The sequence below is a fragment of the Mycoplasma sp. 4463 genome, assembly GCF_048381515.1.
In the GTDB taxonomy this organism is placed as follows: Bacteria; Bacillota_I; Bacilli_A; order Mycoplasmatales; family Metamycoplasmataceae; genus Mycoplasmopsis.
This window is the reverse complement of the sequence record NZ_JBLWID010000005.1, coordinates 1-16,765: the sequence shown is the minus strand read 5'-3', so window position 1 is coordinate 16,765 and position 16,765 is coordinate 1. Positions and strand designations below refer to the sequence as shown.

At 29.5% G+C, this 16,765-nt stretch carries 11 protein-coding genes; 5 read left to right on the top strand and 6 right to left on the bottom strand.

Annotation, left to right across the window (positions count from 1 at the left end; genetic code table 4):
• Positions 1-112: 112 nt before the first annotated feature.
• The 4 genes from ACNF36_RS00685 to prfA all read right to left on the bottom strand — a co-directional run bounded on the left by ACNF36_RS00685 (position 113) and on the right by prfA (position 8,885).
• Complete coding sequence (locus tag ACNF36_RS00685; RefSeq protein ID WP_418303379.1) at positions 113-5,260, bottom strand: M60 family metallopeptidase; 5,148 nt, start codon at positions 5,258-5,260, stop codon at positions 113-115.
• 333 nt (positions 5,261-5,593) lie between these two features.
• Positions 5,594-7,099, bottom strand: a complete 1,506-nt coding sequence (gene gpmI, locus ACNF36_RS00680) for a 2,3-bisphosphoglycerate-independent phosphoglycerate mutase (protein ID WP_418303378.1) — start codon at positions 7,097-7,099, stop codon at positions 5,594-5,596.
• A gap of 11 nt (positions 7,100-7,110) precedes the next feature.
• The gene (prmC, locus tag ACNF36_RS00675; protein WP_418303377.1) at positions 7,111-7,821 is read right to left on the bottom strand and encodes a peptide chain release factor N(5)-glutamine methyltransferase; all 711 of its coding nucleotides are present in this window, start codon (positions 7,819-7,821) and stop codon (positions 7,111-7,113) included.
• Complete coding sequence (gene prfA, locus ACNF36_RS00670; RefSeq protein ID WP_323176403.1) at positions 7,821-8,885, bottom strand: peptide chain release factor 1; 1,065 nt, start codon at positions 8,883-8,885, stop codon at positions 7,821-7,823. Before prfA ends, prmC begins: the two co-directional genes overlap by 1 nt.
• Before the next feature lie 179 nt (positions 8,886-9,064).
• On the opposite strand from prfA, the gene topA reads away from it, so the two are divergent.
• The 3 genes from topA (at position 9,065) to ACNF36_RS00655 (ending at position 13,384) form a co-directional block, all read left to right on the top strand.
• Positions 9,065-10,936, top strand: coding sequence for a type I DNA topoisomerase (gene topA / locus ACNF36_RS00665; RefSeq protein WP_323176402.1), 1,872 nt, complete (start codon positions 9,065-9,067; stop codon positions 10,934-10,936).
• Between the two features lie 163 nt (positions 10,937-11,099).
• Positions 11,100-12,950, top strand: coding sequence for a tRNA uridine-5-carboxymethylaminomethyl(34) synthesis enzyme MnmG (gene mnmG, locus ACNF36_RS00660; RefSeq protein WP_323176401.1), 1,851 nt, complete (start codon positions 11,100-11,102; stop codon positions 12,948-12,950).
• Positions 12,950-13,384, top strand: a complete 435-nt coding sequence (locus ACNF36_RS00655; protein ID WP_323176400.1) for a 23S rRNA (pseudouridine(1915)-N(3))-methyltransferase RlmH — start codon at positions 12,950-12,952, stop codon at positions 13,382-13,384. Before mnmG ends, ACNF36_RS00655 begins: the two co-directional genes overlap by 1 nt.
• Positions 13,385-13,403: 19 nt before the next feature.
• On the opposite strand, the gene ACNF36_RS00650 is transcribed toward ACNF36_RS00655, so the two are convergent.
• Positions 13,404-13,787, bottom strand: a complete 384-nt coding sequence (locus tag ACNF36_RS00650; RefSeq protein WP_323176399.1) for an MAG1140 family protein — start codon at positions 13,785-13,787, stop codon at positions 13,404-13,406.
• Positions 13,771-15,828, bottom strand: coding sequence for an Mbov_0121 family peptidase domain-containing ABC transporter (locus ACNF36_RS00645; protein ID WP_323176398.1), 2,058 nt, complete (start codon positions 15,826-15,828; stop codon positions 13,771-13,773). The genes ACNF36_RS00650 and ACNF36_RS00645 overlap by 17 nt, the downstream gene beginning before the upstream one ends.
• A 149-nt stretch (positions 15,829-15,977) precedes the next feature.
• Between ACNF36_RS00645 and ACNF36_RS00640 the strand changes: the two genes are divergently transcribed.
• Together ACNF36_RS00640 and ACNF36_RS00635 are read left to right on the top strand one after the other, a co-directional pair.
• On the top strand, positions 15,978-16,418 hold the full coding sequence (locus tag ACNF36_RS00640) for an RpiB/LacA/LacB family sugar-phosphate isomerase (RefSeq protein WP_257089734.1): 441 nt from the start codon (positions 15,978-15,980) through the stop codon (positions 16,416-16,418).
• A gap of 2 nt (positions 16,419-16,420) precedes the next feature.
• On the top strand, positions 16,421-16,666 hold the full coding sequence (locus tag ACNF36_RS00635; protein ID WP_257089736.1) for a DUF2188 domain-containing protein: 246 nt from the start codon (positions 16,421-16,423) through the stop codon (positions 16,664-16,666).
• The last annotated feature ends 99 nt before the right edge of the window (positions 16,667-16,765 follow it).

The window sequence follows — 16,765 nt, the reverse complement described above, 5'->3', positions numbered from 1 at the left end:
TAAATTTAAACTTTCGTTCTAGTGATGAAGGTTTTTTATTTTATTTTTTGCCAAAAAAAGTAAAAGAAAAAGAAGACACCGTAAGGTATCTTCTAAATTTTGCGATTACATCTTATTTGGTTAAAATGTAGTTAAAGAACAATGGTTTATTTTCTTTATTTACAATCTTCATTTTGTGATCTTTTGTTAAGTCATATTTTTCAGGTGTAAATAATGTTAATAAACAGTGGTTGTATGTTTCTTCAGTTGTAACTGCTGAAACATTTTCAAGAACTAATTCATCATCGATGTATACGTCAAATGATGACATATTTGGTCCTGTTTTTCCAAATAAGTCAATAGCGTCTGAGTTGAATGTAAATTCAAAGTATTCGTTAGCTTTTGAAACTTTAGCTGAAACACCATTGATTGCGTTGTTGATTTGATCATTTTCGTTTGTTAAAAATTCTCAAGATGATCCATAGAATTGAATTTCAGGGTTGTTAATTGGTAATACTCTCTTGTTTTGAGTGTCAAGACCAAATTTAATTTCTCTAATGATTGTCACTTTAAGCGTTTTTTCGTCGTCATTGATTGGCTCTCTCATTGTTGTAATGTGAACTTCTTCAATTCCATCATAAATAGCACCAAAGTCTAATCTATTAGTTAATGGAAGACCTTCTGTATCTTTTGTAGGGTCAACTACAAAGTTTAATGTTTTGAACACAACCGGAACATCAATAAATCCCCCTTCTTTATTTTCAACTTTTTCAGTTCTCTTAAGTTCGATTGTGTAATGAGTTGGACGGTATTGTTTTTGGAAGTCAGCTTTAGCAATAATATCCATAAAGCTTAATGTAGCAGGTTTTTGGAACTTGATATTAAAGTCTAATTTATTTATATATCAATTTTCAATTTTTGTATCATAAATTTGGTCGTAAATTGCTTTATATTCTGTATTACCATTAATATATTTATTAGAAGGTCCTCTAACACTTAATGCAACAGGGTTTGTAACTTGAGCTGAACCAGCGAATTTTGTAATTTGAAGGTCGCTCTTAGTATCAGTAGGCATAAATCTTGGTTTGTATTGTCATTGTTGACTAGTTAATAATTCTTGGATTTTTTCTGGTGTATCGTATCAATCTGCTGGAAGATTTGGACTTAATGCATAGTTGTTAATTTCGTAGATTGTATTTGAACCTGTATCATTGATTTTTTCCAATCAGAATGTTCTTCTTGAGTATGCAATATCATTTCAAGCAGCGATTGTAAGGTCGTAAACTTGTCCTTTTTGTAATGTTACTGTACCAAAATCTTTTAGTGCATTATTTGATGAGTTAATTTCACCTTCGAATGCATCGCCAATCTTAATGTATCCTCAGTTAGAGAAGTAAGCTTTAATATTATATGATCCCGTTTCAGGTGCGATGAATTTTGCCTTAGATTCAACTAATTGTTTTTTACCTGTGAATGGGTTTTGAAGTTTTCTTTGTTCAAAATCTTCGACTAAAGTATCTTTTGGTTGAATGTTATTTGTTTTGATGTAGTTCATAATTTGTGAAATTGTTCTTAACCCTTTAACTTGACCATCTGTAAGTTGGTAAGTTGTTAAGACTGGACGGTTAATTACGTTTCTAAGTTTAATTTTGTATCTGTAAGCAGGTACATATCTTTTTGGTTTGTTTTCAAAGTCAGCTGGAATAACTTCCATATCAAATTCATCAATTTCTGCAAGTTTATCTGGATTTGCTCTATAGATAACTTTCATTCTTGTAGGATCTGATGGATCAAATTCTAAACTTCCACCTAATTTTGTTCTTGCAGGGAATTTAAGTTCTTTAATTCTAAAGTTAGAATTAAGTGAGTTAATTCCATTAGCAAAGTCAAATGTAAAGTCTTGCCCTGCTGGAATTTGGTAAGCTGGAGCTGTATCTGAAGTATATTCAAATCTGTCTAGCTCACTGTTGTATAAGAATTGACCACAAGCATAAACGTTAGCGACAAAATCGAATGATGGTCATTGGAACATATCAAGCATTCTTTCGATGTTTTCTTGATCTGGATATTTAACCATAAGCTCATTGATTTTATCTCCAGTTGCTCTTAATTTAGCAATGGTATCTCTCTCTTTTTGAGCTCATTGTTTATCCATTTCTGTTAAGTTTCGAGGTCTATCGGCATCATTATATCCTCAGTAACCTTTAGGGTCAATTTCTTGACTTCCGTTTAATCTTCAATCTTTTCAGTCAGCTTGAACTTTTTTAAATTCAGCTGTAGCTTTATTAGCTTCAGCCATAGCTGCATCAAATTCTGGTTTATGGTCGTTTGCAATATCAACTGTTGGTACTGATCGTTGTAATGATTCAATTGTGCTTGCGTATTGTTTTAGTGCGTAGTAGAAGTTTAATTTGAAGTATTTAGATAAGTATCAAGTTGTCTTCAATTTCTTATCGTATAAACCATTTCTTCCTGATGATTTAACTCATTCAATAAAGTTAACTGGTCCTAATGTGTAAATCATATTTGAGTAAAGTGCGTATCAGTCAGCTTTTGTTTGGTTAATTACATATGAGTTAGCTAATCTAGCTCAGTATACATCAAAGTCTCCTGATGGGTTTGTGATTCCACGAAGTCTTGTTTTATCATTAATAAATGATAAGTTAATTACTGATGGAATGTTTGTTCATCCGTGGTCTCTTACATTGAATGGATCTTGGTGAGGTTGAAAGTTATGGTTAATTTCGTGGTAGTTTCCTCAATCATCAAATCCAAAGTCAGAAGCTCCTTTTAAGTAAGGTGATGCTCATCCGATTGGAGCTCAAAGGTTGTATCCACCACCTCAAGCACCAGCTCCTCCTCAAACGTCATCACAGTAGTTAAGTGCTAACTTAGGTGCGTTGTAGTCGAATCAGAAGTATGACATTTCATAGAAACTGTCTCATTTGTGCATTTTTTCTTCAGGGAAGATAATATCATCAAATTTAACATGAGCAATAGCACTTGATGATGTATAAGGAATTGCTATACCTGTGTAGTTTGATTGAATTGTCATAATAGGTGCATTAATTGTACCTGCTTTAACAGCGGCCATTTGTGCATCTCATTCTGCTTTTGTTGTTTGTCCATAAACGTAGTGAAGTTGTTCAACTGCATTATAAACTTTAACGTCAAATGGAGCAGGGTTACCATTTTGATCTCTAAGAGTTACACCAACGTTAATTGATAATGCTCCACCAAATGGTGAACCAACTTTAACTCTTCTTGTGACTGGGTCAATTTCGTTAAATCTAAATCTAAATCTTGATAGAACAAATGGGTAACGGTTAGAAATTTTCCCTGTGTTGTCTGCTGGGTAGTTGTCTCAGTAGCTTTTGTTTACATAGAAATCAAACGGAACTTCACTGTAAACGCCTGTAGTTTCATTTGGTGTTCCATATAATTCTTTAAGAATTTTATATGTGTCTTCACTAATTTCAAATTCAATAACTTCTCCAGCTGGAGCATATAAACCAATAACGTTGTATCCTGTCATCGATGTGTTGATTGAAATTTCTTTTGTAACTGTTTGAGTTTCGTCTGTAACTACTCTTTCGAATCATTTATCTGCAGCAGGGTGTTTTTTAAGACGGTTATTTGCGATTTCTTCTTTAATGAAGTTTGCATCACTATATTTACGTGCGCCTTCACCTGTGAAACCATCTACACCAATAACACCTTCAACTCTTTCGTTGTAAACAAGTTCACCCATACTAAGTTTTTGACCATTTACTTCAAAGAAAGCGCGATCAGCAAAGCTTGAACCATTTTTTTCGTAGTTAAAATCGTATCCAGGGTATCTGAATCCATAACTTGAATACATTTGGTTTAATTTTGTATCGTAAACTTGTTTTTGGATTGAAGGTCTAGATTTTCTATCAATGATTTTATCTGTATATGAAACAATGTCTAATCTGTTTGAAAGTAATGAACTGAATGGTTGAGTATTATTTGCAAGTGGTAATGCTGAAATAGTAACTGGTTTTAATCTTCACATTACACCAGCTGAATTTTTAACTACTAATGAATAGTCTCCATCTCTGTTTACATTTAATGTAGCTGAATGTTCATTTTCAATTAATGTTGTATATCTGTATCAAGATGAGTTAGCTCAATCTACACCATCAACATTACTTGCTGTAACTGTAGCTGCGTTATTTATTAATAATCCATCATTTGATGCAGTTAATTTTACATTTTGTAATGGGTTAACTTTGTGAACCATTTCCACATTAAGTTTCTTAACGTATTTTTTACCATTGTATGTTCCGATAACTTCAAGTTGGAAGTTAGAATCAATACCGATTTGGTTATTAAATACTTCTAAAGTACCTTTATCAGTAACACTAAATTCACTATCATTTGAATATCATTTGAATTGTTCTGGTTTTAATTCTTCATTTCCAGCGACAAATTGTAATACAACTGGTTTACCTTCTTCTGGGAAATAACCTTGGTTTGTGATTGTGAATTTAGCATTTTCAGTTAAACGGTTTATTTCTTCTTCACTTAACATATCAACTGGTGGATATTCAGGTTCTAGAATTCTTTCTGATGTAGTAGGTTGTGATGGGGTTTCTTCTCCAGTTTCTGGTTCTTCATAATCTGGTGTACCATTATCATCACCATTTCCTGTTCCTGGATTAGGATCAGTTGGTTCAGTTGATGAACCTCCATCTCCATTAGGATTACTTGGGGTTTCATTGCTTCCTCCACCATCACCATTTTCAGGGTTAGTAGGTTGTTCTGATGAAGTAGATGAACTTAATTTTTCTTTAGCAGCATTTAATGCATCAATTAAGCTTTGTTTGTTTTCAACTGGTGTAGTTAAATCAGTTTTAGCAGCAATAACATCTTCAATAGCTTTTTTAGCTTCGTTAAATTTTTGTTTTTGCTCAGCTGCTGCATTTGTGTATGCTTCAGATTTTTGCTTTTCGTTAGCTTCATTTAATTTAGTAGCTAATTCATTTAAGTCTCTTGAGTTGTTTACAATATTATCAATTGCAGTTTTATCAGCAGCATCATTAATTTGTTTATAAATTGCATCTTTTTGTGCTTGAGTTAAGTTTGATAAATTAGCAACAATATTTTTAGCAGGTTGCTTTTCAACTGGTTGAGCAGGAGTGGGAGCTTCTTTTTTACTTAATCCTAATCCAACTCCAGTACCAATTAATGCTGCAGCACCAACACCACCAAGTATTAGACCAATAATGAGTTTTCTTTTTCTATTTTTGTCAGCCATAATCATCCTTTCTTTTTATTTATAACTAAAATAAAATTAAAATTTTATTTTATAAGTATTTTATTTTATTTTAATCTAGCTTTTATTTATCAAAATAGTTATTCTATTTTTGTGTGTGTAAATTTTATATGAATTATTTCTGTTTTTGTTAGTGAAATTAAGCACTAAAATTAACTAATTTAATCAAATAAAAAGTACATTTAGTACTTTTAAGATTTGTAGTAAATGTACTTTTAAGTTGGTTATATAGGTTTAAAAGTTTTATTAAGCTTACTTAGTATATCTGATTATAGACATAACAATAGAGTAGTTAATTAAACTTTTTTAATTTAATTATTTAACTAATAAAGATTCTTCATCCATTTCTTTAGGTTTAGAAATATTGATGTAATCTAAAACAGTAGGTGCAACGTTAGCTAATTTTCCATCTTTTAATTTAACGTTTTTATCTGTACAAATTAACATAACCGGACTTGATGTATGTTTTGTAGCTGGTTTACCATTTTCATCTTCTGTAATTTCAGCATTTCCGTGGTCAGCTGTGATGAATACTGTAACATTATTCGCTTCAGCTCATTCAATAACTCTTTTAATTTGTGAATCTAAGAATTCAACTGCTTTGATAGCGGCTTTTAAGTTTCCTGTGTGTCCAACCATATCAGGGTTTGCATAATTCATAATTGTTACATCATAATTTAATGCGTTTGCTAATAATTCGTCTGTAATTCCTTCTGCAGACATTTCTGGTGCATCAGCATATGATTCAACTTTAAGTGAGTCGACCATAATACGTTTTGAATTTTTAAATTCAATATCATTTCCACCATCCATAAAGTATGTAACGTGAGCATATTTTTGAGTTTCAGCAATTCTTAATTGATTTAAGTTAGCTAATTCTAAAACTCTACCAATTGGCATATTGATTTCCATTTCTTTGAATGCAACAATTGTGTCAATTCCTTCATATTTCATCATTGAAACAAATTTGTTAATTACAACTGGATGAGCCGGTTTGTTTGGATATAATGGTGAACCAATAAATAAGTGTGTTAATTGTCTTGCTCTGTCAGGTCTGAAGTTAAAGAAGATAATTGAATCGTGATCTTTTACAAAGTCACTTTTTGGAAGTGTTTTATTAATAGCAGGTACAAAGAATTCATCTGTAATTCCTTCTGCATATTGTTTGTTTACATAATCAATTACATTGTCAAATTTAACATCTGATAAACCTAAAATAGCATCATATGCTTTATCAACTCTATCAAACATTGAGTCTCTATCCATTGCATAAAATCTTCCTGAAATAGATGCGATATGGTATCCATATTTGTTACATAATGCAACTAATTTTTCAAGTGAAGGAATAATTGATTTAGGAGCAACGTCTCTACCGTCTCCAAAAACGTGAACTGAAACATTTTTAACTCCGTGTTCGTGTGCTGCTTCAATTAATTCAAATAAGTGGTTTTCAAGTGAGTGAACTCCACCAGGTGATAAGAGCCCCATTAAGTGTAATGTTGAATTGTTTTTCTTAACATCATCAAATGCAGTTACAAAAGCTTCATTTGATTTAAATGTATTATCATCAAGAGCTTTTTGAATTAATGAAAGTCCTGTGTAAACAACTGTTCCAGCTCCAATGTTTAAGTGTCCTACTTCAGAGTTTCCCATTTGTCCTGCTGGTAACCCTACATATTGACCTGAAGCTTGAATAAGTGAATTTGGATAATTTGCAAATAAGTTATCAAATGTTGGTGTATTAGCTAATGCAAATGCATTACCTTGTGTTTGTTCTCTTAAACCTAAACCATCAATAACAATTAATACTGTTTTTTTCATTTTTTCTCCTTTTAGTCAAATTCTATAACAGCAAACCTGTTTTTAGAACTCATATCTTTATGTATAGTAATTTTATATTTTTCTTGTAATTTTTCTCAATATTTAATGTGAAATGGATTGATTTCAAAATAGATTTTTCCACCTGGTTTTAAGTAGTTTTCTGCATTGTTAATTATTAAATCATAAAAATAAAATCCATCATCTTTTGCATATAATGCGTGAAGTGGCTCTCAATCAGTGACTGATTTATCTAATATTTCAGTTTCCTGAATGTAAGGTGGATTTGAAACAATTAAATCAAATTTTTGATTGATTTTTTCAAACATATCTGATTGAATGATGTTAATCGTAACATCATTTTTTTGTGTATTTATTTTAGTTTGCTCAATCGCTTCAGAATCTATATCTGATGCAGTTATATTTCAAGTTGGATTTGCTTTTTTTAGAGCAATTGCAATAAAACCTGAACCAGTACATAAGTCTAAAACATCTAAATTTTGTTTTTTATTTTCTGAATTAACTAATATAACTAGTTCTTCTGTTTCGTATCTAGGGATTAAAACCTTTTTAGAAACATCAATAGTTACATCTGCTAATTCAACATAACCCATTATTTTTTGAACTGGCATTCCTTTTTGAAGTTGTTCTAATTCAAAAGAAGATACAGTTTGTTCTAAACCATATCTTCTTTTTTCTAATAATAAATCTTCTCTTGTAGGCATTAAATTCCAGCTTCTTTGATTTTTTCGTTTTGTTCTTCTGTAAGTAATGCATCAATAATAGGATTAAGTTTTCCTTCCATAACAGGAAGTAAACTTGTAGAGTATGAAATTCTATGGTCTGTAACTCTATCTTGAGGATAGTTATATGTTCTGATTTTTTCACTTCTAGCACCAGAACCAGCTAATTTTCTGTAACCTGATTCTTCTGCTTGTTTTTTCTGCAACTCAATGTCGTAAAGTTTTGATTTAAGAACTCTCATTGCGATTTCTCTGTTTTGAATTTGGTTTTTACCTTCTTGACAAGTTACAACAATTCCAGTCGGGAAGTGTGTAATACGAACTGCTGAGTCAGTTGTGTTAACTGATTGACCACCGTTTCCTGATGAACGGTAAACGTCAATTCTGATATCTTCAGATTTAATTTCAACTTGAATATCATCATCAATTTCAGGCATAACTGTAACTGTTGCTGTTGAAGTATGAACTCTACCTTTAGTCTCGGTTGCAGGAATTCTTTGAACTCTGTGAACACCTGATTCAAATTTAAGTTTTGAATATGGTCTGTCACCTTTTACAGCAAATGTAACCAAAGTAAATCCACCAGCTTCAGATGCTGATGCATCTAAAAGTGTGGTTTTCATATCATTTTGTGAAGCTCATTTTGTGTACATTCTATATAAGTCACCTGCAAAAATGTTAGCTTCATCACCACCAGCTGCTCCACGAATTTCAACAATAACGTCTTTTTCATCGTTTTCATCTTTTGGAAGAATTAAGATTTTAAGATCTTCAGATAAAGCTTCCATTGTTTTTTCAGCTTCATTAATTTCCATTTTTGCAAGAGCGACCAATTCTTCATCTGATTCACCTAACATTTCTTTTGCATTTGCTAAGTTAGCTTCAGCTTCAAGGTATTTATCAAATGCTTCAACAATATCTTTAATTGAGTTAATTTCTTTATTAATTTTTGTGTATTTTTTAATGTCAGAAATTATTTCCTGATCTTGTAAAGATTTTTCTAATTCATCATGCTTATTTTTAATTTGCATTAAAGAGTTATACATAGTTAATTCCATAGTTAGTATATTTTAACATATAAAAAATCTAAAGTTTTAAAAGATTGTTCTATTGTTGTGTGATGTAAAAATTTTTACATTTCCTAATTATTAAAATATTAATAATTAATATAAGCAGAATAATTTAAATGCTTTTGATTTTCTAAAAAAAGTATATATTTTCCAATATGAGTGCAACAACCTTGAAGAAAAAATTAATTATTGTCGAGTCACCTACAAAGGTTAAGACAATTCAAAAATATGTTGGAGATGAATACAGTGTTATTGCATCTGTAGGTCATTTCCTTAGAATGAAGATTTCTGGTCTTTATTCGTTAGGTATCGATTTTGATACTTGAGAACCTCTTTATACAGCTGATAATACAAAGAAAAATATTATCAACGAGCTTAAAAAAGCAACAAATGAAGCAGAACACGTTTATATAGCAACTGACCCTGACCGTGAAGGAGAAGCTATAGGGTACCAATTAGTTGATTATTTAAAAATACCCACAGAAAAATACTCACGTATTAAATATAATGAGATTACTAAAGATGCTATTTTAAGAGCCTTAGATAATCCAACAATTATTGATGACGCTCTTGTTAATGCTCAAAAGAGTCGTAGAATGCTTGACAGAATTATTGGATTTAGATTATCTTATTTATTAAGATATAAATTCAAAAATACACCAGGTCAACCTACAGCAGGAAGAGTTCAATCAATTGCTCTTAAATTAATAGTTGATAGAGAAAAAGAAATCAGAGCATTTATTCCTGAAAAATACTTTACTCTTGATGCTAAATTAAATAAGAATCCTGTTTTAGCTGCATATCACAATGAAGCTAATGAATCAGATAGAAAAAACTGAATTTACAGTTCAGAAGTTGATGTAATCAAAGAATACTTTGAGTCAGCTCCTAAAGTTTTAAAAGTAACTAACAAAAAAGTTTCTGATAGAAAAGTTGGAGCAATTCAACCATTCAAACAAGCTGTTTTATATAAAAAATCACCATTTTCATCTAATTCAACAACGAACATTCTTAAAAAACTTTTCGAAAACGGTTTAATTACTTACCCGAGAACAGATTCAACACGTTTATCTCAATCGTTTATTGATGATGCACATAAATTTATCAAAAATAAGTGAGGTGAAGATTATATTGCTGATGAAATTAAAGGATTCAGTGGAGATCAAGATGCCCACGAGGCTATTAGACCATCAGATGTTTCATTAACACCTGAACAAGTTCAAATTCACTATCCAAAAATGGAAGATAATGATGTAAGAATTTACAAATTAATCTATGATACAACACTTCAAGCTTTAATTAAGCAACCAATTAGAACAAGTGTTCAATATACTTATGTAAATGATAAATACACATTTAAAAATTCTTATTCAACAATTAAATTTAATGGTTACTATGTTGTAACAGGTAAAGAATCTGAACAAGTTGATCCAAATTACGAAATTGATCAAGAAGTTAAAGTTGATGAGTTTATCTTATGTGATCATGAAACAAAACCAGCACCAAGATATAATGATGGGACACTTATTGAAGCGCTTGATAACATCAAAGTTGGGCGTCCATCAACATTTGCTTCAACAGTGCAAATTGTTAAAGACAGACGTTTTGTTGAATTGAACAATGGTGCATTACATCCTACTGAATTTGGTGAAATTATCTTACAAAACTTAATCGCTGCTTTTCCTAATATTATTAATGAAAGTTATACAGCACACGTTGAAGAAGAATTAGACCAAATTGCTGAAGATGAAATCACTAAAAATGAAGTTATGCAAGATTTCTGAGATAACTTCCTTGTTGAATTTGATAATGCACAAGGTAAAATTACACCTTACACATTCAAGTTAGAACAATTGGATACAACTTGTCCTGAAGATGATGGTATCTTAGTTAAAAGATATAACAAGAAAAATCAACCATTCATTGCTTGCAAAAACTTCCCTAACTGTAAATTCACAAGAAACATCGAGCCAGATGATTTTCCAAGTGAATCAGATGAAGAAATCGTCGATGAGTATGATGATTAATTAATTAAAATTATTTAGATGAGCAGATTTAAAAGTCTGTTCATTTTTTAATTAATTTTGTTATTTTAATTGAGATATTTAATGAAAAACATGGATTTAGACCATAAAATAAGCTAATTTTATGATTTTTAAAAATTAAAAAATAAATTAAAATTATGAAACTATGAATAATAAAGGTATTTTAGAGAACAAAAAAGAATTTGAAGCAATAGTTATAGGTGGAGGTCATGCTGGAGTTGAAGCAACTTTTGCTTTAGCGAATATGGGGCACAAAGTAGCTCTTATCACTTTTGATCTTTCAAAAGTTGCTATGATGCCTTGCAACCCATCAATTGGTGGACCTGCTAAAGGAATTATTACACGTGAAATTGATGCACTTGGTGGAGTTCAAGGTTACTTTTCAGATTTAGCAATGATTCAAATTAAGATGCTTAATGAATCAAAAGGTCCTGCAGTTAGAGCTATGAGAGCTCAAATTGATAAAGAAAAATATTCAGCACTTATTTTAGAAGCGTTACAAAATCACAAAAATGTAACTTTAATTGAAGGAGTTGCTGAGGATATTCTTGTTGATGATAATAACCAATTTAAAGCGATCAAAATGGAAGATGGTTCAATCTTAGATGCTAAAGTTTTAGTTATCACAACAGGAACGTATATGAACTCAAGAATTCTTAGAGGTGATGAAATTAAAATTTCAGGACCTGATAATCAAAAAACAACACCAAAATTATCACGATCGCTTGCTAAGTTAGGTTTTGATTTACAAAGATTAAAAACTGGAACACCTGCTAGAGTTTATGCTGATTCAATCGATTTTTCAAAAGTTGAAAAAGAAGAACTTAATGATACTTATTTAGCTTTCTCATCGCGTTCAAATGTTAAACTTGATAAGCAAATTTCATGTTATTTAACTTACACAAACGAGAAGACGCACGAAATTATTAGAAATAACATTGATAAATCAGCTATGTATTCAGGACTTATCGAAGGGATCGGTCCAAGATACTGTCCAAGTGTTGAAGATAAGGTTATGAGATTTGCCGATAAAGAAAGACATCAAGTTTTCTTTGAACCAGAAACTGCTGATGGTTCAATTATTTATGTAAACGGAATGTCTACATCAATGCCTGTTGAAGTTCAAGATTTAATGTTAAGAACAATTCCTGGCTTAGAAAATATGAAGGTTCAAAAATGAGGATATGCAATTGAATATGATGCATTAAATCCATTGCAAATTACACCTACATTAGAATCTAAAGTTATCAAAAACATTTTTACAGCTGGTCAAATTAATGGAACAAGTGGATATGAAGAAGCAGCAGCTCAAGGTCTTATTGCTGGAATTAATGTAGGAAGAAAACTTGAAGCTAAAGAACCATTGATTCTTAAAAGACACGATGCTTACATTGGTGTTTTAGTTGATGATTTAGTTACAAAAGGGACTAAAGAACCTTACAGAATGTTAACTTCAAGAGCTGAATATCGTTTATTATTAAGAAATGATAACCCTGATATTAGACTTGCGAAATATGGAAATGAAGTTGGTTTAGTTTCTGATGCAGATTACCAAAATATAATTAATAAATACCAAATGATTGATGAAAAAATCAATGAATTAGAAAACACATACTTATCATCTAAATCAGAATTAGCTAAAAAACTTGGGGTAGAAAATGGAGTTTCAATGTTAAGAGTTTTAGCTAGACCAGATGTTGATCCGGTTGATGTTTTAGGCGACTTCCCTTACAAAAATGAATTAACTATTATGGTAAGACTTGAGGGCTACATTAAGAAACAAAAATCTGATGCTCAAAAAATGAATAAATTAGAAGACTTTAAAATACCAAAAGATATAGATTATTCAAAAGTTCAAAACATAGCTACAGAAGCTAAACAAAAACTTGAAAAAATTAGACCTTTAACAATCGGACAAGCATCAAGAATTAGTGGAATTAACCCGGCTGACATTCAGATGCTTATGTTCCATATTGAAACTAGAAAAAACAAATAATGAAACTAAATATAGTTGCAGTAGGTTCATTAACAAAATATTTTCAAGTTTTATATGATGATTATGTTAAGAAAATTAACTTCTTCGCAAAGATTAATTTAATTGAAATTAAAGAACAAAAGATAGATAACATTCAGTTAAAAATTAAAAAAGAAACTGAAATGATTTTAGAAAAGATACCTAAAAATTCAAAAGTCATCTACTTATCATTACAAGGAAAACAATTAAGCTCTGAAGAGTTTGGATCAACATTTTTAGATATTGATAATGTAACTTTTGTAATTGGTGGTTCAAATGGAGTTGATGAAGAAATGTTTGCTAATAAAATTAACTTCTCAAAAATGACCTTTCCACATCAATTATTTAGAGTTATGTTAGTTGAGCAAATTTATAGAGCATTTACAATTAGAAATAATATTACTTATCATAAATAAACTCTATAATGGAGTTTTTTTATATACTTCCCAAGACATATTTGATAAATAAAGTTTGATCAATTAGTAGATTAACTTGAATTTGTCTAATGTTATTTTCATTTACAAATAACTTCAGTTCATCACTTTTGATAAGAACATCAGAGTGATCTTGATTAGAAATATCGATATTGAATTTATAAAATTCATTATCATAAATAAAACTAACATAACAGGTATCTAGTTTTTGATTATCAATGTTGAAGTTGTATAAATATAAATCATCACCTTCTGCAGTTATTAAAACTTGTTTATATACATTTACTTTAGTTGAACATAAGACTAAAATAAGCACTGCGAAAATGAAAAATAATATAAGTAATATGCAGAAATTTCACTTATGTTCTTTAAGATAAGTTTTCAATATTTACTTCCTTGGAATCATCGAAAATATATCTATTATTGTGTGAAATTTCTACAACTAATTTGTTTTGCAAATTATTTTTAATAATAGGTTTTAGTTTTTCAAACATTGATTTATCAATATTTGCAAAAGCTTCATCTAGTATCAATAAATCATAGTCATTTAAAAATATATTTAGCAAATTAACAAATTGAACCTGACCACTAGATAATTGATCCAGTGATGAGTTTAAATTAATGTTTAATTCATCAATTAATTTATCTAATTTATTGTTTTCTAAAATTGACTTGAAAATACTAATATCAGTTACACACAGGTATTCTAGTGTTCTAATCTTTAAATTTAGCATCTGATTTGAAATGTATAACACTCTTTGTTTGTATGTTTCATCTAAGAATGGATTGAGCTTTTGATCATTAACTTTAATAATTCCAGATAAGCTCTCACACGAGCCATTCAATATAGAACAGAGTGTGCTTTTTCCTGAACCATTTTTACCGACTAAATGTATGCTCGAATCAATCAATAGTTTCTTGATTTCTAAATCTTTATTAACTTTTAATGAATTGTACGAATAACTTATATTAGAAAGTTGAATTTTAATTATTCTTTCGTTCTGTAAGCTAGTTTTAGGTATTTTTAAGTCTTCAAAATTTAATAATGAAATCAAATCTAAATCCTTTTTATATTGACTATAACTATTTATTAATGGGATTATATTTTTAATTGGCTTAGTGAATAAAGAAACACCGGTTAAAAAGAAAATTAAATTGATAACACTTAAATTTTGATTTCAAATTTGAATAGTTCCTATTATTAAAATTAATAAAGGAACTAAAAAGTCTAAAAATAAACTTAAATAATTAATTAAGCTTTGTTTATTCTTGAAAATAATTGAATCACTATGCAATTTCTCATTAACATAAGTAGATTTAAGATTTAAATTATTAAGCAGATTTTCATTATGTGAAGTTTGATTTAATTTGTAAATATTAAATAAGGTATCTTCAAACATAATCGAGTTATTGAGTAATTTATTGAAGTTATTATCAAAATTAGTTTTATTAATAAAACTTAAAATCAATGTAATTACTGAATAACAAAAAATTATTAAAAGCAACACTCAATTTATATTGATTAGTAAAATAAATGAAACAGCAATCGAAATAACTGTGCTGATTAATTCAGGAAGAAAACATAATTTAAATAAACTTAAATTATCAAGTGCAATAATTCTGTTTTTAAAATCTGAAAAAGTTAGCAAATTAATCACTTGCTTATTTTTAAACTTCAATTCATTTATTAAATTATTAATTAAGTCGCTTTTATATTTAGTTGCTATTTTATACATCAGTTGTCTGGTTAGTAAGTTGAATGTGAAATTTATTAAAAATAACACACTAAAAATCATTCCTAAGAACATAAGAATTTGATCATCTTTATTTAAAGCAATATTATTCAGGATAACTTTATTCAAGAATGGAAACGAAATATAGATGCTTATTTCTATGAGTAAGCAAAATAAGTATAAAAATGAGAAGTTAGACCATAATGAAATTTTTAAACTTCAGGAGTTACTTATCAATGGATTTGGTTTTATATTTTTCTTGTTTTCTTCATCTTCATTATCAATTTGTTTTTTGTTTTTACTAAATGCAACAATAATGTTAGTGAATTTAGTTTTAAATTCATTTTTACTCAATTTAACATCGCCATCAATCGGATCATAAATATAAAATTTATTGTTCTTGATTTTCCTAATTACAATCATATGGTCCGAAGTATTATTTTTGATAACTGTCGCAATAGGAAAAACTTGCTTTTCTAACAAAAACAATTGTTCACAATTAATTTCATAAGCATTAAGCTCCAAATTTACTTTTGAAGCAAGGAGCTTGATGTTTTCTAAACTTATACCTGCTGCACTATATTGAATTTGCAATTTTAGATTATTAATATCTAAATTTTCTTTGTAGAAAAACTCGTGAAAATAATCTAGCACATATAATGAGCAATCTCTTTGATCTACTTGTGTCTTCATCTCATTATATTTAGTAATTTTTGTCAAAAAGGAACTAAAGCACAATTTTTCCACTAAAGTTTTCACAAAATTGAAAATACAAAAGTTTTTAAAACTTTGTATAATTAATTTATCAATAAATTAATGTTCAAAATTTAAAAGGAGGACTAATGAGCAAAAAAGTAGTAGCACTTGCAAGTGATCACGCAGGTTACAAATTAAAAGATGAATTAGCATCATACTTAAAAGAACAAGGGTTTGATGTTGTAGACTTAGGACCTGAAACAGATTCAGTTTCAGTGTCATATGCTTCAAAAGGTAAGGAATTAGCTAACTATGTAGATGAAGCACACCCTGATTTTGGTATCGCAGTTTGTGGTACAGGTTTAGGTATTTCATATGCACTTAACAGACACAAACACATTCGTGCAGCTAGAGTTACATCTGTTGAAGATGCACACTTAGCAAAACAGCACAATAATGCAAATGTTCTTGTATTCGGTGGAAGACAAGTAACATTTGAAGAAGCTAAAGATATGTTAAATGAATATATGACTACACAATTTGAAGGAGGAAGACATCAATCTAGAATTGATGAGCTTGACGAATAATTATGGCAAAAGTAAATGAAGTTCAAGAAAAAGAAGTTAAAGAATTAGACGCTGTTTGACACGTTTCACAACACAACGATGGATGAAAAGTTATCAGACAAGGTGGAGTAAAAGCTATTAAAACTTTTGAAACACAAAAAGAAGCAATCGAATTTGCTAAAGAATTAGCAAAAAACAACAAAGGTAGAATGTTAATCCACAGCACAAAAGGTAAAATCAGAGGTGGATCAAACTACCAAGAAAAATAATTTAAGTTATTTTAAATTTACATAGACAGAGTGAAATCTGTTTATTTTTTTCATCATTTTTCACATAATTTCAGTATTTTTGACTTTTTACTTCTGTTT